This is a genomic window from Streptomyces sp. I05A-00742, assembly GCF_013055795.1.
Lineage (GTDB): Bacteria > Actinomycetota > Actinomycetes > Streptomycetales > Streptomycetaceae > Streptomyces.
The window spans coordinates 199,550-224,306 of record NZ_JABETO010000008.1; the positions used below are offsets into that span (position 1 = coordinate 199,550).

At 72.7% G+C, this 24,757-nt stretch carries 24 protein-coding genes; 17 read left to right on the top strand and 7 right to left on the bottom strand.

Annotation, left to right across the window (positions count from 1 at the left end):
• Nucleotides 1-18 precede the first annotated feature (18 nt).
• The 4 genes from HN013_RS11030 to HN013_RS11045 form a co-directional block, all read right to left on the bottom strand.
• Nucleotides 19-2,082: an FAD/NAD(P)-binding protein gene (locus tag HN013_RS11030; protein ID WP_312018566.1), complete on the bottom strand. Its 2,064-nt coding sequence runs from the start codon at nucleotides 2,080-2,082 to the stop codon at nucleotides 19-21.
• Nucleotides 2,083-2,284: 202 nt separating this feature from the next.
• Entirely contained in the window at nucleotides 2,285-2,563 is a 279-nt protein-coding gene (locus HN013_RS11035; protein WP_171165664.1) for a hypothetical protein, read from the bottom strand.
• Nucleotides 2,557-3,537, bottom strand: a complete 981-nt coding sequence (locus tag HN013_RS11040) for a terpene synthase family protein (protein ID WP_171165666.1) — start codon at nucleotides 3,535-3,537, stop codon at nucleotides 2,557-2,559. The genes HN013_RS11035 and HN013_RS11040 overlap by 7 nt, the downstream gene beginning before the upstream one ends.
• Before the next feature lie 179 nt (nucleotides 3,538-3,716).
• Nucleotides 3,717-3,893 carry a hypothetical protein gene (locus tag HN013_RS11045; protein ID WP_171165668.1) on the bottom strand — a complete coding sequence of 59 codons (177 nt, stop codon included), beginning with the start codon at nucleotides 3,891-3,893 and terminating at the stop codon, nucleotides 3,717-3,719.
• A 272-nt stretch (nucleotides 3,894-4,165) separates the two neighbouring features.
• Here HN013_RS11045 and HN013_RS11050 point away from each other — a divergent pair, with 272 nt between their 5' ends.
• The 7 genes from HN013_RS11050 (at nucleotide 4,166) to HN013_RS11075 (ending at nucleotide 12,714) form a co-directional block, all read left to right on the top strand.
• Entirely contained in the window at nucleotides 4,166-5,152 is a 987-nt protein-coding gene (locus HN013_RS11050) for a hypothetical protein (RefSeq protein ID WP_312018567.1), read from the top strand.
• A gap of 43 nt (nucleotides 5,153-5,195) precedes the next feature.
• Nucleotides 5,196-6,209: a TauD/TfdA family dioxygenase gene (locus tag HN013_RS11055; protein WP_171165677.1), complete on the top strand. Its 1,014-nt coding sequence runs from the start codon at nucleotides 5,196-5,198 to the stop codon at nucleotides 6,207-6,209.
• An 81-nt stretch (nucleotides 6,210-6,290) separates the two neighbouring features.
• Nucleotides 6,291-7,262 carry a hypothetical protein gene (locus HN013_RS32890; protein ID WP_249374910.1) on the top strand — a complete coding sequence of 324 codons (972 nt, stop codon included), beginning with the start codon at nucleotides 6,291-6,293 and terminating at the stop codon, nucleotides 7,260-7,262.
• On the top strand, nucleotides 7,259-8,497 hold the full coding sequence (locus HN013_RS11060) for a hypothetical protein (protein ID WP_249374911.1): 1,239 nt from the start codon (nucleotides 7,259-7,261) through the stop codon (nucleotides 8,495-8,497). The genes HN013_RS32890 and HN013_RS11060 overlap by 4 nt, the downstream gene beginning before the upstream one ends.
• 653 nt (nucleotides 8,498-9,150) lie before the next feature.
• Nucleotides 9,151-10,611, top strand: a complete 1,461-nt coding sequence (gene gndA, locus HN013_RS11065; protein WP_171165681.1) for an NADP-dependent phosphogluconate dehydrogenase — start codon at nucleotides 9,151-9,153, stop codon at nucleotides 10,609-10,611.
• 43 nt (nucleotides 10,612-10,654) lie between these two features.
• Nucleotides 10,655-11,833, top strand: a complete 1,179-nt coding sequence (locus tag HN013_RS11070) for a MalY/PatB family protein (RefSeq protein ID WP_171165683.1) — start codon at nucleotides 10,655-10,657, stop codon at nucleotides 11,831-11,833.
• Nucleotides 11,834-12,066: 233 nt separating this feature from the next.
• A complete protein-coding gene (locus tag HN013_RS11075) occupies nucleotides 12,067-12,714 on the top strand; it encodes a 50S ribosomal protein L25/general stress protein Ctc (RefSeq protein ID WP_171165685.1) in 648 nt (215 codons plus the stop codon).
• Between the two features lie 83 nt (nucleotides 12,715-12,797).
• Here the strand turns inward: HN013_RS11075 and HN013_RS11080 are convergent, their stop codons facing one another.
• A complete protein-coding gene (locus HN013_RS11080) occupies nucleotides 12,798-13,073 on the bottom strand; it encodes a helix-turn-helix transcriptional regulator (protein WP_171165687.1) in 276 nt (91 codons plus the stop codon).
• A 62-nt stretch (nucleotides 13,074-13,135) separates the two neighbouring features.
• Between HN013_RS11080 and map the strand changes: the two genes are divergently transcribed.
• The gene (gene map, locus HN013_RS11085) at nucleotides 13,136-13,903 is read left to right on the top strand and encodes a type I methionyl aminopeptidase (protein WP_171165689.1); all 768 of its coding nucleotides are present in this window, start codon (nucleotides 13,136-13,138) and stop codon (nucleotides 13,901-13,903) included.
• Here the strand turns inward: map and HN013_RS11090 are convergent.
• Entirely contained in the window at nucleotides 13,890-14,660 is a 771-nt protein-coding gene (locus HN013_RS11090) for a Mut7-C RNAse domain-containing protein (RefSeq protein ID WP_171165691.1), read from the bottom strand. The genes map and HN013_RS11090 overlap by 14 nt on opposite strands.
• A 134-nt stretch (nucleotides 14,661-14,794) precedes the next feature.
• On the opposite strand from HN013_RS11090, the gene HN013_RS11095 reads away from it, so the two are divergent.
• A complete protein-coding gene (locus HN013_RS11095) occupies nucleotides 14,795-15,475 on the top strand; it encodes a lytic transglycosylase domain-containing protein (protein WP_171165694.1) in 681 nt (226 codons plus the stop codon).
• A 124-nt stretch (nucleotides 15,476-15,599) separates the two neighbouring features.
• Nucleotides 15,600-16,424: a Tellurium resistance gene (locus HN013_RS11100; RefSeq protein ID WP_171165696.1), complete on the top strand. Its 825-nt coding sequence runs from the start codon at nucleotides 15,600-15,602 to the stop codon at nucleotides 16,422-16,424.
• Between the two features lie 7 nt (nucleotides 16,425-16,431).
• Here HN013_RS11100 and HN013_RS11105 read toward each other — a convergent pair whose 3' ends face one another.
• Complete coding sequence (locus HN013_RS11105; RefSeq protein ID WP_171165698.1) at nucleotides 16,432-17,175, bottom strand: tyrosine-protein phosphatase; 744 nt, start codon at nucleotides 17,173-17,175, stop codon at nucleotides 16,432-16,434.
• 289 nt (nucleotides 17,176-17,464) lie between these two features.
• Here HN013_RS11105 and HN013_RS11110 point away from each other — a divergent pair, with 289 nt between their 5' ends.
• From HN013_RS11110 to HN013_RS11140, 7 genes are read left to right on the top strand one after another with little or no spacing between them, the layout of a single operon-like run.
• Nucleotides 17,465-19,531 carry a phage tail sheath C-terminal domain-containing protein gene (locus HN013_RS11110; RefSeq protein WP_171165700.1) on the top strand — a complete coding sequence of 689 codons (2,067 nt, stop codon included), beginning with the start codon at nucleotides 17,465-17,467 and terminating at the stop codon, nucleotides 19,529-19,531.
• Nucleotides 19,532-19,545: 14 nt separating this feature from the next.
• Nucleotides 19,546-20,067 (top strand): phage tail protein, encoded by a 522-nt coding sequence (locus HN013_RS11115; RefSeq protein WP_171165702.1) that lies wholly within the window; start codon nucleotides 19,546-19,548, stop codon nucleotides 20,065-20,067.
• On the top strand, nucleotides 20,064-20,828 hold the full coding sequence (locus HN013_RS11120) for a hypothetical protein (RefSeq protein ID WP_171165703.1): 765 nt from the start codon (nucleotides 20,064-20,066) through the stop codon (nucleotides 20,826-20,828). Before HN013_RS11115 ends, HN013_RS11120 begins: the two co-directional genes overlap by 4 nt.
• The gene (locus HN013_RS11125) at nucleotides 20,825-21,691 is read left to right on the top strand and encodes a hypothetical protein (protein ID WP_171165705.1); all 867 of its coding nucleotides are present in this window, start codon (nucleotides 20,825-20,827) and stop codon (nucleotides 21,689-21,691) included. Before HN013_RS11120 ends, HN013_RS11125 begins: the two co-directional genes overlap by 4 nt.
• Nucleotides 21,688-22,425 (top strand): DUF4255 domain-containing protein, encoded by a 738-nt coding sequence (locus tag HN013_RS11130; RefSeq protein ID WP_171165707.1) that lies wholly within the window; start codon nucleotides 21,688-21,690, stop codon nucleotides 22,423-22,425. The genes HN013_RS11125 and HN013_RS11130 overlap by 4 nt, the downstream gene beginning before the upstream one ends.
• Nucleotides 22,425-24,422, top strand: coding sequence for an ATP-binding protein (locus HN013_RS32895; RefSeq protein WP_171165709.1), 1,998 nt, complete (start codon nucleotides 22,425-22,427; stop codon nucleotides 24,420-24,422). Before HN013_RS11130 ends, HN013_RS32895 begins: the two co-directional genes overlap by 1 nt.
• Nucleotides 24,419-24,673, top strand: a complete 255-nt coding sequence (locus HN013_RS11140) for a hypothetical protein (RefSeq protein ID WP_171165711.1) — start codon at nucleotides 24,419-24,421, stop codon at nucleotides 24,671-24,673. Before HN013_RS32895 ends, HN013_RS11140 begins: the two co-directional genes overlap by 4 nt.
• Nucleotides 24,674-24,757 lie beyond the last annotated feature (84 nt).

Here is a 24,757-nt window from a genome sequence, read left to right on the forward strand (position 1 = left end):
TGGCAGACTTCACGGGTTTCACAGGCGGGACGTCTCCTTCGGCGCGGGCCGCGCGGCGGGCTCCGCTCGGCATTCCCGGGCGTGGTGCTCGAACATCTCCGTCACGCAGCGGTGGGCGTCGACGAAGGCGCGGGAGTAGCCCGGGGTCGGGATCAAGTGGTTGTAGAACGTGGCGCCTTCACAGAGGGGGCCGATCAGCCAGAGCCGCCGGTCGCTCGTCCCGTCGGATCCGACGGGGTGGAGGGACGCGTCCACGTCGGCGGCGTCCACGTTGCTGCTGCCGGGGAGGTGGGGGGCGAGCAGGCCGCGCCGGAGCAGTGATTGCACCAGCGGGCTCGCAGAGGAGGACACGCCGGGCCAGGGGGCGTTGCCGGCGCACAGCCAGTCCGCGCGTTCGCGGTGCGGCACCGCCAGCCGGGTGGAGGTGATGCTCCAGCGGCGGACGCCGCCCTCGTCCTCCGCGGTGACGCGCGGGGCCGCCCCGAAGGGAAAGCGGACGATGCCGGCGTCGGCCAGCGCGAGGAGTTCGGCGTACCGTTCCTTCTGGGGGCCGACCACCGCCCGGTTCATCAGCGGCACCGTGCTCCCCATGAAAGCGTCGAGCGATGGGCCGTTCAGGCCACGGAAGTTGACGGCGTCGCGGAGGATGTCGCGGACCTCGCGAACGGCTTCCAGGGCCGCCTTGACAGGGCTGCCGGTCACGCCTTTCGCCGCCTCGGCGAGGTCGTCGCGCACCACCGCGGTCAGCCACCGCTGGTAGGACGCGCCGTCCCGTAGGTCCATACCGGGCGACGGGTCCCACAGGGCCAGAGGATCGAAGCGGCCGTGCGCCGCGTCCAGCCGGTCGAGCGCGGCCGCGAGGGTGCCTTCGCGGGCGGCTCCGGCGAGCTCCTTCGCCGTCCGCTCCTCGGCGGCGGGTCCGTCGTCCACGAGAGCGCGGCACCGGTGGTGGGCGATGCGCATCTCGCTCAGCAGGAGCGGCATGAGCCGCGCGTCGAAGTCCAGCGGGCCGGCCGCCCGCAGCGACGCCACGGCATCCCGGGTGAGGGCGAGAGGCTGGAACGGGTTGTCGAGCCTGGTGCGTTCGGGCCGGACCCGGAAGGGCATTCCGGACCGCGAGTACAGCAGCACCCGGGGCTCGTCGCCGCTGGGCAGGTAGCGGACGGTGCCCGCGTCCCGTGTGAAGCGTCCGCCGCGGCCGACGGTCAGCGCCGCGACCACGTCCATCGCGGAGAGCCCGAATCCGCCGACGGCCACCGTCTGACCCGGCTCCACGACCGCGACCCGCTCCGGCAGCGGATACGGGTCGGTGATCTCCCGGGCGGCGGGCGCGCGTCGGGTGCCCACGTGGCCGAGGGTGAGGAAGGCGTAGTCCGCGCCGAGCACGGTCCCGTCGGCGAGGGTGATCCGGACGCCGGACGCCGGGTCGGACTCCAGGTCCACGGCGGCCGCGCGGTGGACCCGCAGGGTCATCCCCTCCGGGACGCGCCGGCGGATCCGCTCGAAGAACCACCGGAGGTACTCGCCGAGGACCCGCCGGGGCAGGAAGTCGTCCGGCGCGACGGCGCGCCCGGTAGAGCCGATCGTCCCGCCGTCCTCACCCACCCGCAGCCCGCGTTCCGTGACCCAGGCGAGGAGGCCGGGACCGTCCTCGCCGGTGTGCTCCCCGACGGATTCGGGCCCCGGGAACATGGATATCTCGCCGCAGAGGGTGTTGAGAAGGAGGTAGTCCGGCTGGTCGGTGGCGTGCAGCCCCTGGCCCGGGGGCGCGGGGTCGATGACGTCCACCCGTAGGGATATCGGCGGCACACCGGAATTGCGAACCAGAGTGACAATGCGCTCCAGAATGCCGCAACCCCGGGAACCGGCACCGACAATACTCACCCGTAACTCGGATGCCACCCAAACCCCCCGCAGTTCAGGAATCCCGCCAACCCGGCGCGCACCACCGTACCCCGTGGCGTCACCCCGGTCCATGGTCCGACTTTGACTTTGGCGTATTTCCTGCACACGTAATTCCGGCAACCGGAAAAGGATCATTAGGCCGTCGCACGGGTCCGCCGCGAGCAGCGCGTTCACCATCGCGGTCGGGTGCGCGGCAGCGGCGAGAACCGGCCACTTCGTGTGTGCTCCGGTGCACCACGGCCGCGCGGAACCGGGCTCGCGGCCCGGTGTGACGGGGATGCCGGCATGCGTCGCACTGCGGGACCTGGGCGATCACCGGGAAAGCAAAAGAAGGAGGCAGGGCGGTTCACGCCCATCGGGATGTGGTCCGGAACTCCCTTTACCCGTCAGGGCGGTGGATCAAGGAAATCCGGTCGACCCGGTCACCACCGGACGCGGGGAATGATCGAATGCGGAGAGTGGGCGGAGAGCGGAGGAGAACGACACCACAGTCGTCGACGCTGGAGCCGGCGTCCTCCAGGGCGTTCTCGATTGCCTTGCGGGCGTCGATGGACACTAGGTCGGTGCTGACCGCGCCGACCCGCAGCACGGTGTCCATGCCCGCGATGACCGCGTTGGCGGGCAGCCGCCGGCACTGCAGCAGCATGTCGATCAGCATCCGGGTGCTCCCCCTATCACCGGCCTTCTTCCTGTCCGCCGCCCAGAACGCCTTGTGCCTCTTGGCGAAGCCGCCCCTTCCGCTCGGGCCCGCGCGAGCGCGGTGGTCCCGATGAACGTGTCGGGCTTGACCAGCAGATTGTTTTTCCAGAAGTGCAGCCACCTTGTGCCGTGTCCCTTGCAGCCAGGCCCTACCTGCCATGGCGGTAAGGGACCAGCCGCAGTAAGTGCCCTATGTGCCGCGGCGCATGGTGGGGTCAAGGAGGTCATGCCACAGGCCATTTCCTTGTCAATGGAGTGCAGGTCGTTGGTCCAGCCGATGATGTCGACTGCGGCATGGACGATCTCCTGGTAAAAGTCCGATTGGTATACGTCAGCGGGCAGTTCGACCTTGTGGCCGATCTCGATGAGATCGAAGCAGGCGATCACGGCGCTGGCCACCCGCCGCAGTGGTACATACTCGGAGAGCCTGGGTGGCACCCCGTTCTCCCGCCAGCGAATCTCGCGCAGTGCCTCGTTCATCGCGTCCAGGAGGTGGGCAGTGAAGCGCCTCTTCCACCCAGGTGGGGAAAGGGTGTCGAGGCGGCGGAAAAGATCGGCCAGCGCACGGATCAGCGGCGTCCGGCCCATCGGGCCCGTGGTATCGCCGTGTTCCACGACCGCACGTACGGCGCTGACCACGCTCGTCCACTGTGCCTCGGTGCCGTAGTTGCCCTCCTCGAGCTGGTCGTCGGCCAGGAACAGCCACGTGAGCCGATCCGCCGCGAACTCGACGACGGATCGTCGCGCGGTGGGGTAGCACCAGCAGGCGAACTCCCCGACTCGGCACTCAGCGAGATGACGGATCGCGTCATCGGTTCGGACCAGCTGGAAACGCCGGGCCCAGTTGCGGGTGTGCGTCTCGACCGCATCCCTGTCGGGACTGGCGTGACGGGAACGGTAGTCGATTGCCGGGACCGAGAAATGGTCGTCCATTTTCGCTACTCCTTACGGTTTTCCACAGCGGGCGCACTGGCTTGGGCGTTCGAGGAGAGTACGAGCGGCGCGCCATAACCGATCACACACGGCAAGGTCCGCTTGCCGCCCGAGAAGAGAAACCCCTACAGCCCTTTGATGAGGACACCGGGCAGCCGCCGTTCGGCGGCGGCCGGCCGTCACCGGCAGGCGGGAACGGCGATGCGCGCCGTGTACGTGACGGCGCCCTTGCCGCAGGTACGGCTGTCGGCGGGCGGGTGGAAGCGGACGCCGGGGCCGCCGAAGTGGCTGCCGCTGCTCTTCGGCACGCCGGCCCACACGTACTCGCCGGAGTGGTGGCGGACGATCGACTTCACATGCCGGGCGTTCCGGGACGGTACACGGCCCCACAGGTCTCGCCGCCGCTGCCCTCCCCCGGCCAACTCCGGCGCACCGCACAGGAACCGTCTCGCAGATCAGGTTTCGTGCGGAGCGTCCTTGGCGAAATATTCTGACCATGGGCTTATCACCGAGTGCCGGTCACCCTGCTGTCGCTGTCTTCCGAGAGCCCCGAGGCGGGCGGCCCGCGCCGGTGTTGGGCCGGCGGGTCGATGCCGAGGCGAAGCGGACCGCCCGCGTGCTGGCCGCGGTGCCGACGCATGCCGGGCCTGTCGAGCGCGCCCTCGCGCTGCGGCAGGCCGCTACGGACGCAGGTGAGTTGGCGGCTTCGCTGACGGATCTTGCCCCGGCCGTAGTCGGTGAGGAACTGCCGCCGGAGTCGACCAGTCAGTCGTACTTCCGGGTCCGCGAGGAGGAGCTGTCGGATCAGCAGGCCGCCCTGCACGGCGTCCTGGTCGTCCACCGCGGTCTGGAAGACCTGTGCGACGCTCCGCTGTCGGGCTCCGACCTGGCTGCGGAAGTGGCCGGGATGCGTCAGTCGGTGCTCGATCTCACCGGCGCGACGCCGGGCTCCGACCCCGACTCTGTCCCACCTGCAGCCGCCCCCGAGGCTGGTGCGGGATCGTCGTCGGAGAGTGTGTGGAGCGCTCGGTGGCTCATCGGTCACCAGGTCCACGTCCTGTTCAACGTCTGCGCCGCGGTCGCCGTGGCCGACGCCACCGGCCATCTGCGGCGCGGGGACGACGCCGCCGCGCTCGCCCGGCTGGCGGACGCGACGGTCTACGTGCGCGGCTTCCCGGCGGCGATGACCCACGCCAGTACGATCCCGGCCGACTACTACATGGCGGCGATCCGCCCCACCATGGCGCCTCCGTCGGTGGATGTCCCGTTGAGCGGGCGCCAGCATCGCGGGTACAAGCTGTTCCGGGCGGCGATGAAGGACCTGCTGTCCGTCGTTCCCGGCTCCTACGAGCAGGTGGCGGACCGCGCCCCGGAGTTGGCCGAGGCACGGGGCGCTCTCCTGGAAGCCGACGTGGTGGACGCCGAACGGCACGTCACCCTCGCGTACTCGATGGTGCACTTGCTCCGTTCCCTCGCCCAGAAACCCGAGGGCCCCGACAACGCCGTGGCCGAACTACGGCTCATGCGCCACCGTCGCGCGGCCCGGTACGCCCCGCTGATCCGGTTCGGGGACCACTACATCGCCGACGCCGTAGCCGGCCTGCGGCGCACGTGAACCCGCGCGTCATCCGCCGTCCCACCGCCGCCAGGAGACCCTGATGCCCAAGACGACGCCCGACACCACCCCCAGCGCCGTCGTCGCCACCGCGGACCGGACGCTGGATCCGGCCGAGGCCGACGCGTGCGAGCGGCTGGCCCGCACCCTGTGTACCAGCGGGCACGACCAGGTCGACAGCCCCGAGTGGGTGGCACGGGCCCGGGACGCCTGGGAGGAACTCCCGCTGCCGCTACGCCGTGAGGTGCGCCGGTTCCGACGGCATTCCGGCCCGCACGGCACCCTGGTGATCGGCGGCCTGCCCGTCGATCAGGCGTCCCTGCCCGCGACACCGACCGTACCCGGCTCGGTCCAGCGGCAGGCCACCGTCCCGGCGGCGGTGCTCACCATGGTGGCCTGCGGGCTCGGGGAGCCCCTCGCCTACCGGGCGGAGAAGTCCGGCGCCCTCGTGCAGGACGTCGTGCCCGTGCCCGGGCAGGAGACCTTCCACGGCAACGCCGGATCGGTGCCGCTGTCCTTCCACACCGAGAACGGCTTCCACCCCCACCCACCCGACTATGTGGTCTTCCTGTGCCTGCGCGCCGACCACGACCGGATCGCCGGCATGCGCGTCGCCGGCGTCCGCCGAGCACTGCCGCTCCTCACCCCGGCCGGCCGCCAGGCCCTGTTCGCGCCGGAGTTCGTCACCACACCACCACCCTCTTTCGCCCCCGGCGCCGCCGCGGCCGAGCCCGATGCCGAGCCCCGGCCGGTGCTGTCGGGAGCAGCCGAGGATCCCGACATTCGCATGGCTCAGCTCGTCACCACCCCGCTCACCCCTCGGGCCGCCGAGGCGCTGGCCGAATTCGGCCGCGCCTGCGAGGCGACCGCCCGCACGCTGCTCCTGTCACCCGGCGACCTGGTCGTCATCGACAACCGCGTCACCGTCCATGGCCGCACCGCCTTCCACCCTCGCTACGACGGGGCGGATCGCTGGCTCCAACGGACGTACGTCAGCGCCGACTTGCGCCGCTCCTGCGACCACCGCCCCCACGACGGCCATGTACTCGCCCGCTGACCGGCCGTACCCTTCACCGTCGCCGAGGCCCCAACGGGCCCGGCTGGTATGGGAGGCGGTGGCGCCGGGTAAGGCGGAACCATGCCCGACATCCCCCCGGCCGGAGCGGCGCTGCGAGGCTTCCTGACGGTCGTCGACCGGTCGGCGGAGCTGGCGACAGAGCTGGCGTCCGCCCTTCGGAGCCGCCCGACGGACGCCCCGGCCCGCACCGCGCCGACACCGCTCGGCGTCGACGCACTGGCGTTCGGGCCCGCGGAGTTCGAGGACGTGGCCCGTCACCTCGAACCGTTGGACCGGCTGATCGCGTCCGTCCCGTCCAACGCCGACGGGATGCGGTGGCGCTACCTGGACGAAGCCGTACTGTTCCGCTGCGAGAGGCAAGTACCCACCCCCTTCGAGGAGTTCACCACGCGCCTCGACATCAGTCAGGTGATCACTCTGACCAGCGGCCACCTCGCCGGCTGTACGGACGTCCGGGCACGCGACGAGGCCGGACGGCCGATTCGGCAGATCGAGCGGAGCATCAACCGGGCCCAGCCCGCCTACCTCGCGCTGTGCGGCGCCGACGTACTCGACGTCTGCAAGCTGGAGACCATCGACTACGGCCCGGACGAGCAGCTGCTCCGCTGGAGGCAGGTCCACAGCGCGAACGCCTCCGCGCTTCAGGACGACGGCTCGGTGTCCTTCACCCGGACCGCGGGCGGCGGCACCAGGGTAACCATCTGCGCCTATCAGCAGTTCGCCCTCCCCCCGTTGTGGCGGGCGATCACCCCCGCGCTGCGGCCCGCGGTCCGGCGCGCTCTGGTGGAGGACGCCTACCGCAGGTCCTTCGGCACCACCCTGAGCACCATCGCGGCACACGGGCAGGGCGGCACGGGGCCCGTCGCGGAGACGGCCGGTGCCGACTCCTCGTCCTCGCTCCGGGACGCCGCCGCCAGGGTGGCCGAGACCTTGAACCTGTCGGCGGGGTCGGCCCCGTGGAGGCCGGCTCGGCCCGAGTACACCGACAGTTCCGGCTTCCGTCATGTCAGGCCCGGGAGGCAGCCCCGTTGACCCCGCCCGCCACCCGGCCGGACGCGTACCCGTACGCCTTCCACATCGCTCTCGACGGCAGCGGTCTCAACGGCCTGGAAGGCCGGGCGGGCGTCTGCGTCTTCCGCTACGACCCCGCCACCGGCCGGTACGCGTACAAGATCGAGTACTACGACGGCATCGCCGGCGGTCACGCCGTCAGCGTCAGCCCGGACCGCACGCTCGGCTTCCTCGGCAACACCGGCCAGCACCTGCTCTACTACGACATCACGACCCTCGCCGAGACCGACCGCCTGTCCACTCTGCAGATCGAGCCCACCGACTCGTCCGTCAAAGGCACCACGCACATCGCCTGGCTGGGAAACCGGGAGGTCATCGGTGCGATCGGCGAGCACCTGTGGCGGTTCGACATCGACAGGCTCGACCGTCCCGAGCGCCTGGGCCCGCACGGCCTGAAGCTGCCCCACGCCATGAAGACCACGGCCTCCGGCCGCTACCTCGTCTACGGCGGCATGGACCACCCCGACCGCGGCGAGGCCCGCGAGGTCGGCATCTTCGACCTGCGCACGGGCACGGCCCGCCGCGTCGGCTTACCGGCCACCTGCTGGCATGTGGCCGTCCATCCCCGCGAGGACCGCTTCTACGCCCTCTCCTTCCGTGTCCTCCCCCAGGAAGGACACGACTGGCACGAGTGGGCCATGGCCTACCTCAAGGAGTACGTCTTCGAGATCGGCGCGGAACACGGGCAGGTCCTGCGCCACTGGACCGCCGCTCGCGAGACCCCGGCACACATCAACTCGGACGTCTGCGTGTCCGACCGTGAACTGATCTACTGCAACGGTGGCAGCGGCACCATCGTCATGATCGACCTGGACGACTTCGCCACGCACCGGATCATCGACGAGCGCCCCGGCCTGCCCGAGCAGCTCCTCGCCGGCCGGCAGGCACTGCACCAGGTGACCGACGCCTTCACCCGCGGCTCACCGGCCGCGAGCAGCAGACACTTCCTCGGCGCCCTGCGGGTCTCGCGCGGAACGCTGCTCGATTCGGTCTACGCCTGCCAACTCTCCGCCGACCAGAGCCTGCTGTTCACCGCCAACCGAGGGCTCAACACCATCACCGTCTACGACTATCCGGCCAACACCGTCCGGCAGCGGGTGCGCATGCCGCAGCTGCGGCAGTACGTCGACGGCCTTCCGTGGTGGCACGACCCACGACTCGGCTTCCACCACAGCACGCTGATCTCTCCTGCGTGAACGCGAAAGGGTGGATCCGCCCGCACTCGTGCCTGCGGCAGGCGCAAGAAAGTCCGAAAAATACGCGCCGCCGGCCCCGATGTCCTGGTCGCGGTCAGCCGGGCCGAAGGCCGCCGCTGGTGCACCCTCGGAGGCACCGCGGTCATCAAGGTCGACCCCGAATACATATCCGACGCAAAACGACGCTGCACCCAGCGCTACAAGCCCCCGCACGTAAATCCAAACCGAGTCGTCATCGAAATCACCGTCACCCGCGCAATGGGCATCGCCAGAGACCCAGCCGTCGTGCAGCTGACCACCCATCAGCAAGGTCAGCATCGGACCCGTCGGAAGCCGTCACGGACCGCGTCGAAGCGCTGTGATCACACGACGGCCAGGCAGCGCCTTCGAGTGACTCCCCCGCACCCGAGCTCCTCCGTATGGAGCCCACCCCCACCCCGACGACTGATGCATGTCACACAATCGGGCCACAGGTGCGAAGCCCTCGCGGGCGAGCGAGACGGAAGGCCCACGGTCACCTCCCGCCCCCCGCGAACGGCCCGTGCGACGATGGCCGGGCGGCGCCCGGGTGCCCGGAGGGAAGATCTTCGAGCCCTCCGACGTTGATGTCCCGCACAAGCCTTCGACGCACGTAACAGGAGTGGACCACCGCGATGCCCAGCTCCCCCGCCACCCAGCCCACCGCACAGATCGGCGTCACCGGCCTCGCCGTCATGGGCAGCAATCTCGCCCGGAACTTCGCCCGACACGGGCACACCGTCGCCGTCCACAACCGCACAACAGCCAAGACGACGGCGCTCATCGACGAGCACGGCCACGAAGGAGACTTCGTCCCCGCCGAGACCGCCGAGGAGTTCGTCGCCGCCCTCCAGAAGCCCCGGCGGCTCATCGTCATGGTCAAGGCCGGCGACCCCACCGACGCCGTCATCGAGGAGTTCGCGCCCCTCCTCGACGAAGGCGACGTGATCATCGACGGGGGCAACGCGCACTTCGCCGACACCCGGCGCCGTGAGAAGGCCCTGCGCGACAAGGGGATCCACTTCGTCGGGACCGGGATCAGCGGAGGCGAGGAGGGCGCCCTCAACGGGCCCGCCATCATGCCCGGCGGATCCACCGAATCCTACAAAGCGCTGGGCCCCCTCCTCGAATCCATCGCCGCCAAGGCCCCCGACGGCAGCCCCTGTTGCACCCACATCGGGCCGGACGCCGCCGGCCACTTCGTCAAGATGGTGCACAACGGCATCGAGTACGCCGACATGCAGCTCATCGCGGAGGCGTACGACCTGCTGCGCACGGTCGCGGGGTACGGGCCCGCGCGGATCGCCGAGGTCTTCCGCACCTGGAACACCGGACGGCTCGACTCGTACCTCATCGAGATCACGGCAGAGGTGCTCGCCCACACCGACGCCGCGACCGGGCGGCCGTTCGTGGACGTGGTGGCGGACGAGGCGGAGCAGAAGGGCACCGGGCGGTGGACGGTGCAGAGCGCGCTCGACCTCGGGGTGCCCGTGTCCGGGATCGCCGAGGCGGTGTTCGCGCGGTCGCTGTCGGGCCACCGGGGGCTGCGCGACGCGGCCCGTACGCTGCCCGGGCCGGCGGGGTCGCCGCTCTCCCCCGACGAGGCCGAGGCGTTCGCGGCCCGGGTGGAGGAGGCGCTCTACGCGTCGAAGGTGGTGTCGTACGCCCAGGGCTGGAACATGATCAGCGCCGCGAGCGCGGAGTACGACTGGGGCATCGACCTCGGCGCCGTGGCCGCCATCTGGCGCGGCGGCTGCATCATCCGGGCCGCGTTCCTCGACCGGATCCGCGGCGCGTTCGCCGCCGACCCGGCCCTGCCGACGCTGCTGGCGGACAAGGAGTTCGCGGGCGAGGTGGGCCGCGCCCAGGAGGCCTGGCGCGAGGTGGTCGCCACCGCCGTGCGCCGGGGCGTGCCCACCCCGGGGTTCTCGGCCGCGCTCGCCTACTACGACGCGCTGCGCGCCGAACGCCTCCCCGCCGCCCTGACCCAGGGGCAGCGCGACTTCTTCGGCGCCCACACCTACCGGCGCACCGACCGCGAGGGGTCGTTCCACACGCTGTGGGGCGCCGACCGCGCCGAGGAGCGCACGGCCTGACGGCGGGACACGCCCCTGGGGCGTACGGCGGTTGCCGCGCAGAATGGTCGGCATGTCGCATGAGCAGACCGATCCGATGCGCCGGCCGTCCCTCGACGGCCTGCGCCGCCGTACGAGCGCGAAGTGGCGGACGTACCCGCCGGACGTCCTGCCGCTCTGGGTGGCGGAGATGGACGTACCCCTCGCCGAGCCCGTGGCACGGGCGCTGACCGAGGCGGTCGCCCTGGGGGACACCGGGTACGCGACCGGCGACGGTTACGCCGAGGCGCTGGACGGGTTCGCCCGGGAGCGCTGGGGCTGGGACGGGGTCGTCGTGGACCGTACGGCGGTGGTGGCGGACGTGATGCGGGGCGTCGTCGAGGCGCTGGGGCTGGTGACCGGCCCGGGTGACGCGGTGGTGGTGACGCCGCCGGTGTACCCGCCGTTCCACGCGTTCGTCGCACGGTCGGGGCGGCGGGTCGTCGAGGCGCCCCTGGACGGCGCGGGGCGTCCGGACCCCGCCGTCCTGGAGGCCGCCTTCCGGCGGGCCACGGAGGGCGGGCGGCGCGCGGCCCTGCTGCTGTGCAGCCCGCACAACCCGACGGGGACGGTGCACACCCGGCAGGAACTCACGGCGATCGCGGCGGTGGCCGGGCGGTACGGGGTGCGGGTCGTGGCCGACGAGGTCCACGCGCCGCTGGTCCTGCCGGGGGCGGAGTTCGTGCCGTACCTCTCGGTGCCCGGGGCCGAGGACGCGTTCTCCGTCATGTCGGCGTCCAAGGGCTGGAACCTGGCCGGTCTCAAGGCGGCGGTGGTCGTCGCGGGCCCGGCGGCCGCCGCCGGCCTGGCCCGACTGCCGCCCGAGGTGAGCCACGGCCCGAGTCACCTCGGCGTCCTGAGCCACACGGCCGCCCTGCGGCACGCCGGCGGCTGGCTCGACGCCCTGCTCGGCGGGCTGGACGCGAACCGGCGGCTGCTCGGTGACCTCCTCGCGCGGCAGCTGCCCGAGGTGCGGTACCGGGCGCCGGAGGGCGGCTACCTGACCTGGCTGGACTGCCGGGCGACGGGCCTGGGGGACGATCCGGCGGCCGTCTTCCTGGAGCACGGGCGGGTCGCGCTCACCTCGGGCCTGCCGTTCGGCGCGGGCGGCGCCGGGCACGTCCGGCTGAACCTGGCGACCTCCCCGGACCTGCTCACCGAGGCGGTGCGCCGCATGGCGGAAGCCCGGCGACGGCACGGCTGAAACCGGCGCCCGGTTCACCCGCCGCAGGGCACGAAACGGCGGTTGCGCCATCCGGTGCACAAAGCGGATGATCCGCCTCCGCCGCTGGGTACACTCGCCGCGTTGCTCGGCGAGGGAGGCCGTACTCATGGGGTGCGGCGATCCGTCCCGTCGCGCTCCCCTCGTACAGGTCTGCCGGGTCCGGGTGACGTCACCGGACGGTCCGGACACGCCGACACACGAGGAGAGCAGTCATGGCCGAGGTCAAACTGGCCGCCGAAACGCGCACCGATTTCGGCAAGGGCGCCGCCCGTCGCATCCGTCGGGACAACAAGGTTCCGGGAGTCATCTACGGCCACGGCGCCGAGCCGAAGCACGTGGCGCTCGACGGGCACTCCCTGATGATGGCGCTGAAGACACCGAACGTGCTGCTCCGCCTCGACCTCGGGGGCAAGCAGGGAGAACTGGTGATCCCCAAGGAGGTGCAGCGCGACCCGCTGAAGGGGTTCCTGGTCCACGCGGACTTCCTGGCCGTGAAGAAGGGCGAGAAGGTCACCGTGGACGTGCCGGTCCACACGGAGGGCGAACTGGCCCCGGGCGGCAACCTGCTGGAGCACATGCTCAACGCGCTGCCCGTCGAGGCGGAGGCGACGCACATCCCCGAAGGGTTCACGGTGTCGATCGAGGGCCTGGAGGCGGGGCACACCATCCGGGCGGGGGACGTTGAGCTGCCGCGGGGCACGTCCCTGGCCGTGGACGAGAGCACGGCGATCCTCCAGGTCGTGGCGGCGCAGACCGAGCCACCGGCCGAGGAGGAGGAAGAGGAAGAAGAGGCGGCGGAAGCGGGAGCCGCCGCCGAGGGCGCGCCGGCCGAGGGCGAGGAAGCCGCCGAGGAATCCTGACGGCCAGTCAAGTCCCGTACCTCAAGGGGCCGGTGTGCCGCGTGAGCGGTCACCGGCCCCTTGAGGTACGGCACTTCAAGGGTCTACGCCGACAGCGCCCGCCCGGCGACGTCCTCCTCCGGTACGCAAGTGGCCGCCAGTCGGTCCAGGGACAGGTCCAGCGCGGCGGCCAGCGCCGCCACCGTGAAGAAGGCGGGGGTCGGCGCCCGGCCCGTCTCGATCTTGCGCAGGGTCTCCGCGGAGACGCCGGCCGCCGCGGCGACCTCCACCATGCTGCGGTCGCCCCGGGCCTGCCGGATCAGGGCGCCGAAGAGCTCGCCGCGCTGCCGTTCCCAGGGGGTCAGAGGAGTTCTCACCATGACCGTGATACTAATACCGGGATACAAATACCGGTATAAGAATGGGGAAGGGAGTGCCGGACATGGTCGAGATCAAGAGCGACGGCGAGCTGGAGGCGATGCGCGAGGCGGGCCGGGTGGTGGCCCACGCGCTCGCCGCCGTACGAGAGGCGGCGGGGGTCGGTGTCAGCCTGCGGGAGCTGGACGAGGTGGCCCGCGGGGTCCTCGCGGAGGCGGGGGCGGACTCGCCGTTCCTCGGCTACCGCCCGTCCTTCGCGCCCGTACCCTTCCCCGGGGTGATCTGCACATCGGTCAACGACGCGGTGGTGCACGGCGTCCCCACCGGCTACCGGCTGCGCGACGGCGACCTGGTCAGCGTCGACTGCGGTGCGCGGCTGGACGGGTGGACGGGCGACGCGGCGGTCTCCTTCACCGTCGGGACGGCCCGTCCCGCCGACACCGCGCTGATAGCCGCGACCCGGCAGGCCCTCGACGCCGGGATCGCCGCCGCGCTCGCCGGCAACCGCATGGGCGACATCTCGCACGCCATCGGCACGGTCGCGGCCCGGGCGCGCTGCGGCATGCCGGCCGACTTCGGCGGGCACGGCATCGGCCGCGCCATGCACGAGGACCCGCACGTGCCCAACCGCGGCCGCCCCGGCCGGGGTTTCCCGCTGCGGCACGGGCTGGTGCTGGCGATCGAGCCGATGCTGATGGCCGGCGGCAGGGACGCCTACCGCACCGCGGACGACGGGTGGACCCTGCGCACGGCCGACGGCAGCCGGGCGGCCCACATCGAGCACACCGTGGCCGTCACGGCGGACGGCCCGCGGATCCTCACCCTGCCGTGACCGCGGCCCCGGCGGGGCCGTCGGCGGCCTCCGCGCCGCCGAACTCGCGCAGCGCCTCCTGCACGATCGCCTCCAGCCGCGCGTGGTGGGCGCCGCGCCAGTAGACGCGCTCGCAGGCCGCGCACTGCGCGAAGACGTCGTAGGTGTGCCGCGTGCCGTGCTCCAGGAGTTCGCCGACGGAGTCCTTGTCGGCGTCCTTCAGCTCGCCGTTGCAGGCGGTGCACCGCGTCCACGGCGCGAGGCGCGGGGCGAACCGGCCGAGGACGTCCCGCAGCTGGTCGTCGGGCCGGTCGCTGTAGACGTAGGCGCCGGCCCAGAGCTCCCGGCGGCGCAGCAGGCCCCGGTCGCGGGAGAGCAGCACGCGGCGTTCGGCGGCCGACCGGGCGGCGAGCGCGGGGTCGCCGATGTCCTCGCTCTCGTAGGCGGCGTCGACGCCCAGCAGGCGCAGCCGCCGGGCCAGCGTCCCGAGGTGGACGTCGAGGAGGAACCGCAGCGGCGCCCCGGGAACCGGCTGTGGGCGTTCGACCGCCCGCACCTCCACGGTCTCGCCCTCGCCCGGCACATGGGACACCGGCACCTCGCGGCCGTCGACGAGCAGCCGGCCGGCCTCGGTGAGCGGCATGCCCAGCGACTCGATCACATGCCCGAGCGACGACGAGCCGTCGGTGACGACGGTCATGCGCTCGGCCCGCCGCTCGGCGGGGACGAAGAGCCGCAGTCCGGGGTCGAAGGTCACGGTGATCCTGGGTCCGTTCACCGTTTCAGCATGCCATGGCGGGTCCGGCGGCCTTCCTCCGGGAGGCGCCCGCCGGGACGGGGAGCGCGGGGCGGGCGGAATGCTGTGTACGGTCGTCCGGAGGGCAGGTCGGCGGCGAAACAGGAGGAGAAAACGTGAGGAAGCACCGCAGGCTCCGGCCGTCGCTCGCCGTGCTGGCCGTCCTGGCGGCCGTCGGCGCGGGCACCACGGCGTGCGGCGGCGGGGATTCCGGCGGCGGGGACGGGCACGGCGGACGTCCGCCGGCGTCCGGCCGTCCGTCGCCGACGGGCGGGGACGACCGGAAGTCGCCCGGGAAGACCGACGCCCAGGACCCCGCGCGCTTCGCCCCCCAGGTGAAGCGGTACGCCCGGGAGGCGGGCGTCAGCCCGCAACTGGTGATGGCGATCCTCTACAACGAGTCGTACAAGCCGCACGACCCGGAGTGGGAGAAGTCCTGGCAGAAGATCAAGCCGGACTCCGCCTTCGGGGTCGCCAATATGCACCGGGCGGCCTTCGACGAGACCAAGCGGGGGCGGCCGTTCGCAGGCCGGAGCTGGTTCGACCTGCCGGACGACCCGGGTCTGGCCATCCGGGCGGAGTCCTGGCACCTGCGGGACCTGGCCGCCCAACTGCCGGGTTCCTGGCCGGACTCGTACACCAAGGAGGAGCTGCTGGCCCTCGGGTACAACACCGGCGCGGGCAACATGGCGGCGTTCGCGCGCGGCGCCCGTCCGGGGCCGCAGGCGCGTACGTACCTCGACAATCTGCGCGGGAACTGGTCCAAGGCCGCGGCAGCGCTGCGCAGTTCGGGCTGACGGGCGGAGTGCGCCGCGGTCCGCCCCCGGGCCGCCCATGTCCCCCGGCCGCCCTCCGCCGTTGCTCAGGGTGTGCGTCCGCCACCGGGCGCCGTCCGGCACGCCGAGAGGGAGTACGTCAGCCATGGGTCCACGTCCGCACCGCTTCCGCCGCCCCCTTCCGGACGGCAGGGATCCGTCCTCCGGGAGGTCCACGCCGTCCGCCGAGGAGGACGGCAGTCTATGGGCCTACCTGCGCGGCGGGGCGGTCCGCCGCGAGGAGGCCCGGCACGGCTTCGAGTGGGCGGCCCCGCACCACAAACGGCTCTCGAAGGCCCATCCCACCGACTGGCTGACCAACCACGGCACCACCGGCGGCACCCTGCGCGTCAACCTCACCTGGAGCATGCACACCGGCCCCGGCGGGGACCGGCGCACCGGGCTGCTGCGCAGCCTCTTCGCCCCCATGGGCGCGTCGGTGCAGGTGCACGGCCCGGCCGTGGTCTCGGCCGATCTGGACCTGGCCTGCCTCTACGAACTCACGGACGGCACGAAGGGCGTCGTGCAGCCGCTGGGCGGCTTCCACGGTGATCTGTACCGTCCGCCGTACATCTCCCTGAGCGAGGACAGCAGGTTCGGCGGCCCGATGGGCGAGACCCTGTACATCAACCTGGACAAGCGGGACGAGTTCCGGCGGATGCTGGTCTTCGTCTACAACTACGACTGCACGCCCGTCTTCGGCCGGGTCGACAGCGTGCTGACGTTCTACCTCCCGGACGGCCACCAGTTCGCCGTGGAGCTGAAGGAGCGGGTCCCCCAGGCCCGGTCCTGCGCCGTGGCGCTCATCGAGAACCGGCAGGGGCACCTGACCGTGCGCCGGGAGGCGACGTACGTGTACGGGTTCCAGTCCGACCTCGACCGGCTGTACGGGTGGGGGATGCGCTGGGCCCGGGGGCACAAGCGGTCGTAGCCGGAGGTCAGACGGCGGGCTCCGGCATGAGCAGGTTCCGGCGCAGGGCGGCGACCAGGGTGTCGTCGGCGCCGAGCAGCTTCTCCGCGTAGGCGCGCACGGACCCGTGCCGCTCGGTGAGGCCGGCCAGGAACAGGGTCATCACCTCGGCGGGCGCCCGGCCGTAGTCGGGCCAGGTCAGCTCCCGGCCGGGGTTGCCGGCCCGCCAGTCGGCGACCAGCCGCTCCGTCGCGAGCCCGGTGAGCGTGAAGTCCTCGACGATGTCGGCCTCGGCCACGTCCAGCAGGGTCAGCACGACCGCGGCGAGCAGGCCGGTGCGGTCCTTGCCGGAGGCGCAGTGGAACACCACGGGCCGGTCCTCCGCGGCGGCGATCACTTGGAGCGACCGGCGCAGTTCCTCGACACCGTCGTGGGCGACCTCCAGGTAGCGGTCGGCGAGGTATCTGCCGGTGTCGATGTCCGGACCGAGGGCGGCCTGGTCGTAGGGGCGGTGCTCGATGCTGAGGTTGTGGTACGTGAGGGAGGAGTGCTCGGGGACCCGCCCCTTGGCGTCGATCTCCCACGGGTAGCGCAGGTCGATGACGGTCCCTATGCCCAGCTTCAGGAAGCGGTCCCAGTCCTCGCCGCGCAGCTTGCCCAGCGAGTCGGAACGGTAGAGCCGCCCCCACCGCACGGCGGCACCGTCCCGGGTGCGATAGCCGCCCATGTCACGGAAGTTGTGCAAACGTTCGAACGCCACGTGTCGGTCCATGGTGCGGACTCTAGGCGGGGCGGGGACCGGCCACAGCGACGGAGATCACGAGAACCGCACCCTCCACGGATCACGTACGGACCGTTCGGCCGTCACATGTGGATCAACCATTTGCCACGTCTACCGCGTGTCAGCGGCGACGGACGCTCCGTACGACCGGCCCCGCGTCGATGATGCTGCACGTACTCGTCCGACCTGGAACCAGCCGGTCCGCTGTCCGCGCCGGCCACGCGCCTCGTCGCGTCCCCCTGCCACTGCCGGGACACCCCGGGCCCACGGAGGCCATGAGATGCTCAACCTCACCTATCCCGGCGTCTACACACGCGAGTTGGACTCCGGTGTCCGGACCGTCACCGGTGCGCCCACGTCCACCGCCCTGTTCATGGGGCCGACCCTCCGGGGCATCGACGAGCGGACGACGACGTGTCTGAGCTTCGCCGACTTCGAACGGAACTTCGGCGGACTGTACGACAAGAGCTCACTGTCGTACTCCGTCATGCACTTCTTCGCCAACGGCGGCGGCCGGGCCGAGGTCCAGCGGCTCCCCGTGAGCAACGCCGTGAAGGCCGAGTCCCGGATCGGGCAGAGCGTCACCACGGCCAACCCCTCCCTCGCCGTGACCGCCCTGAGCTCGGGGTCCGCGAGCGGATCGCTCTTCCTGGAGATCGATCCGTTCGGAATCGGAGCGCATCCCTACTCGACCACGCCGCCGCACGACACGAAGCGCTTCAATCTCACGGTCGTCGACCCGGTGACCGGTGCGGTGGAGCGGTTCGCGGATCTCACGACCCAGGCGGGCAACGCCCGGACGGTCGACACCGTGCTCGGCGACCCGGACACCGGTTCCCGGCTGGTCGAGGTGAAGCTACTGGGCGCGGGGGCCGCCGGCCCACAGCCCACCGGATCCGTCTACCGCATCGAGAAGGACGCCGTGGCCGGTGACTTCGACAAGGACTACGCCGTCAGCCTGTCGGTGATCAGGAGGGGCGCCGACGGCAAGGAGGACGCCGCGTCCTCGGTCAAGGACCTGGCGGTGACCGTCTTCAAGAAGGGCGCCAAGAGGCCGCCCGGCCGTCTGGAGCTGGTGAACCAGCTCGTCGTCGCGCTCAACCGGGCCATCCACGCCGACGCCGCCCGGCGGGCCAAGCTCGCCGGTGCCTCGGTGGAGGGGGAGCTCTGCGAGAACGGCGCGTTCCTGCGCCTGACCATCAGCCGCCCCGACCAGGTGCCCGGCGCCGAGCGCGTCCACGACGCGACCGTCACGATCGGGGCCCCGGCCGCGGCGGCGGGCGCCTCGCTGCTGGAGGAGTACAAGCTGACGGTCCTGGCCGCCAACCCGTCGCGCTACCGGCTGGGTCACCCGTACGACAAGGTCGTGTTCGGCGGCACCGACCAGATCCTCGTCTCGGACACCAAGTCCGGCCTCGACGGGGACGCCGACGGGCAGCCGTCGACGGACGCCTTCAAGAGCGCGGTCACCGCGCTCGACGCGCTCGACCCGTTCTTCAACCTCCTGTGCCTGCCCGACCTCGTCCGCCCCTCGGTCACCAATCCGAAGTCGCTGCACCACACGGGGGCGTCGGCCGTGTACGCCGAGGCGGCCCGGGTGTGCGCGCGCAAGTTCGCGTTCCTCATCGTCGACCCGCCGCCGTTCGCCGTCGACATCAGATCGGCGTCGTCGTGGAAGTCCACCAAGCTGGGGTTCCGGTCGTCGCACGCCGGTGCCTGGTTCCCGAACATCAGGGTCGACGATCCGCTGCATCCGGGGACGATCGTGTCGCACCCGCCGTCGGGGGCCGTCGCCGGTGTCATCGCCAGGACCGACAACCAGGTGGGCGTCTGGCAGGCGCCGGCCGGCACCGACGCCTTCCTGGCGGGCGTCTACGGTCCGTCCGTCGAGATGTCCGACGGGGAACAGGGCCTCCTGAACCCCCTGGGACTGAACGTCATCCGGCGCTTCCCGCTGTACCAGACCGTCGCGTTCGGCTCGCGCACCGTGGACGGCGCGGACGCGCTGGCGAGCCAGTGGAAGTACATCCCCGTGCGGCGGACCGCGAACCACATCCTCCGTTCCCTGTCGGACTCCCTGCGCTGGGCGGTCCACCAGCGGAACGGCGAGGAGCTCTGGTCCCAGCTGCGGGTCAACTGCACGGCCTTCCTGCACGGGCTGTTCCGGCAGGGCGCCTTCAAGGGCGTCTCGGCGCGGGACGCCTACTTCGTCGCCTGTGACGCGTCGACCACCACCCCCGGGGACATCGACCAGGGAATCGTCAACATCGTGATCGGGTTCGCGCCCCTCAAACCGGCCGAGTTCGTGGTGATCAGCCTCAAGCAGATCGTGCAGCCGGCCGTCTGAGACAGGAGCACATCGTGGGACAGTTCTCGGTCAACGCCCAGCGGCTCGACCCCTACAAGAATTTCAAGTTCCGGGTGAAGTGGGACGGCCGTTACGTGGCGGGCGTCTCGAAGGTCTCCCTGCTGAAGCGGACGACCGAGGTGGTCAAGCACCGTTCCGGCGGGGACCCCTCCACGTCGTACAAGTCGCCCGGCCGCAGCGAGTACGACGCGATCACGCTCGAACGCGGGGTCACCCACGACGCGGAGTTCGAGCAGTGGGCGAACAAGACGTGGAACTTCCAGGCTTCCGCGGGCGGCGAGGTGTCGCTCGCCGACTTCCGCAAGGACATCATCCTCGAACTGCTCAACGAGGCCGGACAGGTCGTGCTCGGCTACGTCGTCCACCGGTGCTGGGTGTCGGAGTACCAGGCGCTCCCCGACCTCGACGCCAACGCCAACGCCGTGGCCATCGCCAAGCTCAAGCTCGAGAACGAGGGCTGGGAACGCGACCTGTCCGTGGCCGAGCCCAAGGAACCGAGCTTCGTCGAGCCGTGATCCGTACCGTGGACTCCCCACCCGCCCCCGCCTCCGTGCCGAGCCCGGAGGACGTCGTCCGGCTCTGGCCGCTGTCGCGGCGCGGCTCCGCCGGGGACCGTGTCGTCGCCCTCCTGCTCGCGGTCGACGGGCCGGACGCCCTGGGCTACCCGCTGGGCACCCGCAACCAGCGCCTGCTCCTGGTGCACCGGAGCCTGGTCGGCCGCCCGGTCGAGGCGCACGTCCTGTGCCCCGCCTGCGGCACGGACAACGAGTTCGTGCTGCCCGTGGAGGACGTGACCGGACTGCCCCGCGCCGCCGCCGACGCGGTCGCGCGCCTCGTCGTCGGCGACGCGGAACCGGCGTTCCGGCTGCCGCTGCTGGCGGACCTGACGGCGGTGGCGGGCCGCTCCCCGTCCGACGGGCTGCGCGCGCTCGCCTCGCGCACCTGCCTGGACGAACCACCACTGCTGGGCCCGGACGACCTCGACCGGCTCGTCGACGCGTGGGAGGCCCTCGACCCGGCCGGTTCACTGCGGGTCGGCCTGTCGTGCGCGGAGTGCGGGCACACCGTCGCCGCGGACGCCGATCCCGCCGACTTCGTGGCCCGGGACCTCGACGTGCTCGTCGACGGGCTGATGCGCGAGGTGGATGTGATCGCCGGCGGCTACGGCTGGTCGGAGGAGGCCATCCTGGCGCTGCCGACCCCGCGCCGCCGCCGTTACGTGGAACTCATCACCGGGGGACGCTCCCCGGCCCGGCGTGCGGCGGCGGTCCGATGACGGCGCGGCTGTCGGCGTACGCGGAGGCGCTCCGGCGCGCGGGCGGGATGACGGGCGGCCCGGCCGGGGACGAGGACGCGACCGCCGTGGCCGCCGAACCGAGACCGCGCTCCCTGTTCGAGGAGACGGAGGACGACGCGCTCCCCGGTCCGCTCCCGCGCCCGGCGGACGACGCGTCGGTCCTGCCGTCCGTGGCTCCCGCGGTCGGCCGGCCGTGGGGGGACGAGACGTCCGCCGACGGTCCCCCGTCGGTCCACGCGGCTCCCGGCGGCGCGCCCCGGCCTGAGCAAGACCTGCCCGGGGGCCTGGCGGAGCGCCCGCGGCGGCCGGACGCGCCCGTCGGCGACGGCGAGCGTCCGCGGGACGACAGGGAGAGCCCCCTCCCCGTTGTCCGTACCGAACTTCCCCCGCCCGCCTCCCGGCAGAGCGCGGAAGGACCGTCCCGGGCCGACGCCGCCCCGCCGCCGGCCGTTCCGGTCACGCGCCCGGCGCCCGCGCCCGAGGCGCCGCCCACCGCCCCCGCCCCGGGACCCGTCGTGGAGGGTGGTGACGCCGTGCCGGTCCGTGCGGCCGCGGCCCCCGCGCACCCGGCGCCCGCCGCCGAACCGGCGGCGGTGTCCGACGTGGTGCGCGCCCAACCCCTCACAGTGGAGCCGGACTCCGGGACGCCTCCGGCCGTCGGGGCCGAGACGGAACCGGCCCCGGTCGTCGTCGAGATCGGACGGGTCGAGGTGCGGATCGTCGCCGACAGGGCACCGGCTCCGCCGAGGGAGCGCGGCCCGCGGCCGAGGACCGGCCCGTCCCTGGAGCAGTACCTGCTGGAGTCCGGTCCGGCCGGCGCGGCGCGAAGGGGGGCGTCATGACGGCGCACTTCGCCGTCCCCGCGACGACCTACGTGTTGCAGCAGGTCCTCCAGCGACGCGTCAAGATCGCCTACGACCCCCTCACCCCGCCGGCCGTCTCCGTCGAGCCCCCGCCACGTCCTCCGTCGACGCCCTCCACCCCGGCGGCGGCCCCGCGACAGCCGGAACCGGCGGGCCTGTACCTGTTCCTCCACCATGTGGGCCCCAACCCGGCCTGGCGCAACATGTACGAGCCGCACGTGGATGCGAGCGGCCGGCGGGTCGCCCCGTCGCCGCTGGCCGTCGATCTGCACTACCTGCTCGCGGCCACGGGCGCCGACCTCGAACGCGAGGTGCTGCTCGGTCTCGGCGTCGCGGCGCTCAACCGGCACGGAATCGTCCCGCGCAAGCTCATCAAGGCGATCCTCGACGAGATCAACGAGCCCGACACGCCCACCCATATGCTCGACCGGCTCACCACCGAGCCGCTCCACGACCCGGCCCACCAGCCGGAGCAGATCACCGTGTCCCAGGCGCCGGTCGACGTCGACCTGTCGACGAAGATCTGGTCCGCCCTGCAGTCCCCGCTGCGCCCCTGCGCGCACTTCCTGGTGACGACCGTGTTCCTCGACGTCGGCGACACCTATCCGCCCGCCAGGGAAGTGGAGAAGGCACGGGTCGGTGTGCGGCCGGATCCCTCGCCGGCCGTCACACTGCCGGCGGACGACACCGTGACGGTCGGGGGTGGTGCCTGATGTCGGCGCCGCCGTCCGATGCCGCGGCCGCGGCCAGCCCGGAGCCGCAGGGGGACCAGGCCCGCGCGCACCTCGCCGTGCTCGCCGAGTCGATGGCCCTGCCGGTCCTGACCGGAATCGCCCGGGGCGAGGTGCCGGCCGACGGGTTCGCCCCGCTGGGGCAGTGGCTGGAGGGGGCGGGTCCGGCGTCCCCGCTGCGGCGCATGGCCGAGGGCTTCGACCTGTCCCGCGCCGAACTGGAGCTGGTCGTCCTGCTGTTGGCGGCGGACACGTCGGAGCGGGTCGCGCGGGCGGCGGCGGAGGCGACGAGCGCGCACGGCGGTGTGGTGGGCGGCGGGCTGCCGGTGTGGCTGGCGTGCCGGGCGGTCGCGGGGCTGTGTCCTTCGGTGCTGGCGGCGGCCCTGCCGCTGGTGCGGTTCGGGATCGTGGAGCCGGAGCCGGCGTCGCCGCGGATCGAGGCCCGCCTGGCGCTGGCCGCGCCGGTGCTGGACCGCCTGCTCGGCCGGCCGGTGCGCGATCCGCTGGTGTCATCCCGGATGGCTCCGCTGCCCGTACCCGCCGCCGGTCCCGGTGAGGAGGGCGACCTGCCGGCGGCGCTGGGCCGTTCCCTGGCCTCCCGGGGGCCGCTCGGTCTGCCGCCGCTGGTGCTGGTGCCCGGCGTTCCGCCGGAGGAGATCGCGACGGCCCTGGCGGCGCTGGGGCTCACCCCGTGGCGCATGTCGGGGAGCGACGTTCCCGAGGACGCCGGGGCCCGTGACCTTCTGGCCGCGCGGTGGAGCCGCGAGGCGATGCTGGAGAGCGCCGCCCTGGTGATCGACGCCGTCGACGGCCCGTCGGAAGGGCCGGTCGCGGCCTTCGCCGACCGCGTGCTGGGGCACGTCCTGCTGACGGGACAGCAGGTCCCCGACGGCATCGCGCGCGGCGTCCACGTCGTCCCGGCCCCGGGGGACGGTCCCGGCGCCGCGGGCCGGCGGTGGGCCGCGGCGCTGGGCCCGGACCGCGCGGCCCGGCTGGGGCACGGAGTGGAGCGGGTGGCCGCGCAGTTCCGGCTCGACGCCAAGGGGATCGCCACCGCGGCGGCCGAGGCCGCAGAGGCCGTCGACGCCGCCCCGGACGCCGCGGGCGCGGCGGCCGCGCTCTGGCACGTGGCCGCCCGGTCCTTCACACCGTCCCCGCTGCCCGGCGTCCACCTGGTGGAACCCGCCTACGGCTGGGAGGACATCGTGCTCCCGCCGGCCACGGAGGCCGCGCTGCGGCGGGTGGAGTCGCATGTGCGCCACGCGGCCCGGGTCTTCGACGACTGGGGCTTCGCGGCCCGGGTGGGCGGGCGGGGCAGCTGGCGCGGGCGGGGGGTGGCGGCGCTGTTCTGCGGCCCGTCCGGGACGGGCAAGACGATGGCGGCCGAGGTGCTGGCGTCGGCGCTCGACGTACGGGTCATGGTGATCGACCTGAGCCGCATCATCTCCAAGTGGGTGGGCGAGACGTCCAAGAACGTCGCGGCGGTGTTCGACGCGGCCGAGCGCTCCGGTTCGATGATGGTCTGGAACGAGGGGGACGCGGTCTGGGGGACCCGCGGCGGTGTGGCCAACGCGACGGACCGGCACGTCAACGCCGAGGTGGGCGACCTCCTCCAGCGCATCGAGACCTTCTCGGGGTTCACCGTCATCACCACGAACCTCCGGCAGGCCATCGACCCCGCGTTCATGCGCCGCTTCCGGTTCGTGGTGGACTTCCCCCTGCCGTCGGTGGACGAGCGGCGCCGTCTGTGGTGCTCGGCGTTCCCGCCGCAGGCCCCGGTCGAAGCGGTGCGCTGGGACGCGCTGGCCGCCCTGCCGCTCACCGGCGGCTCGATCCGCAACGTCGCGCTGGGGGCCGCGTTCCTCGCCGCGGAGGTGGGGCGTCCGGTGGACCGGGCGATGATCGAGGCCGAACTCGCCGAGGAACTGCGCAAACAGAACCTTCCGGTTCCCCATGTGGCCTGGGAGGCGACCGCGTGAGCGCGCTCCCGCCGTCGGTCCGGTTCCGGGTCGGCGCCCTCCGGGTGACCGCCGGCTCGGCGATTGAGGCGCGGCGGCTCACCGACGCTCTCCCGGCGGCGCTGGAACGCGCGTGGCGGTCGTGGCCGGCCGCCCCGGCAGCGGCCGTTCCGGGCCTGCGGTCCTACGCCGCGGACCGCCGGGCGGACGAGGTGGCCGTGGCCCTCGTCGCGACGGTGCGGGACCGGCTCGACGGCGGTGGGGCGCGATGAGGGCGCTGACGCGGGCCGTGCGTCCGGCGGGGCACGGGCCGACGGCGCGTGCCCGGCGCGACTCCGGGCCGCGTGCGGACAGCC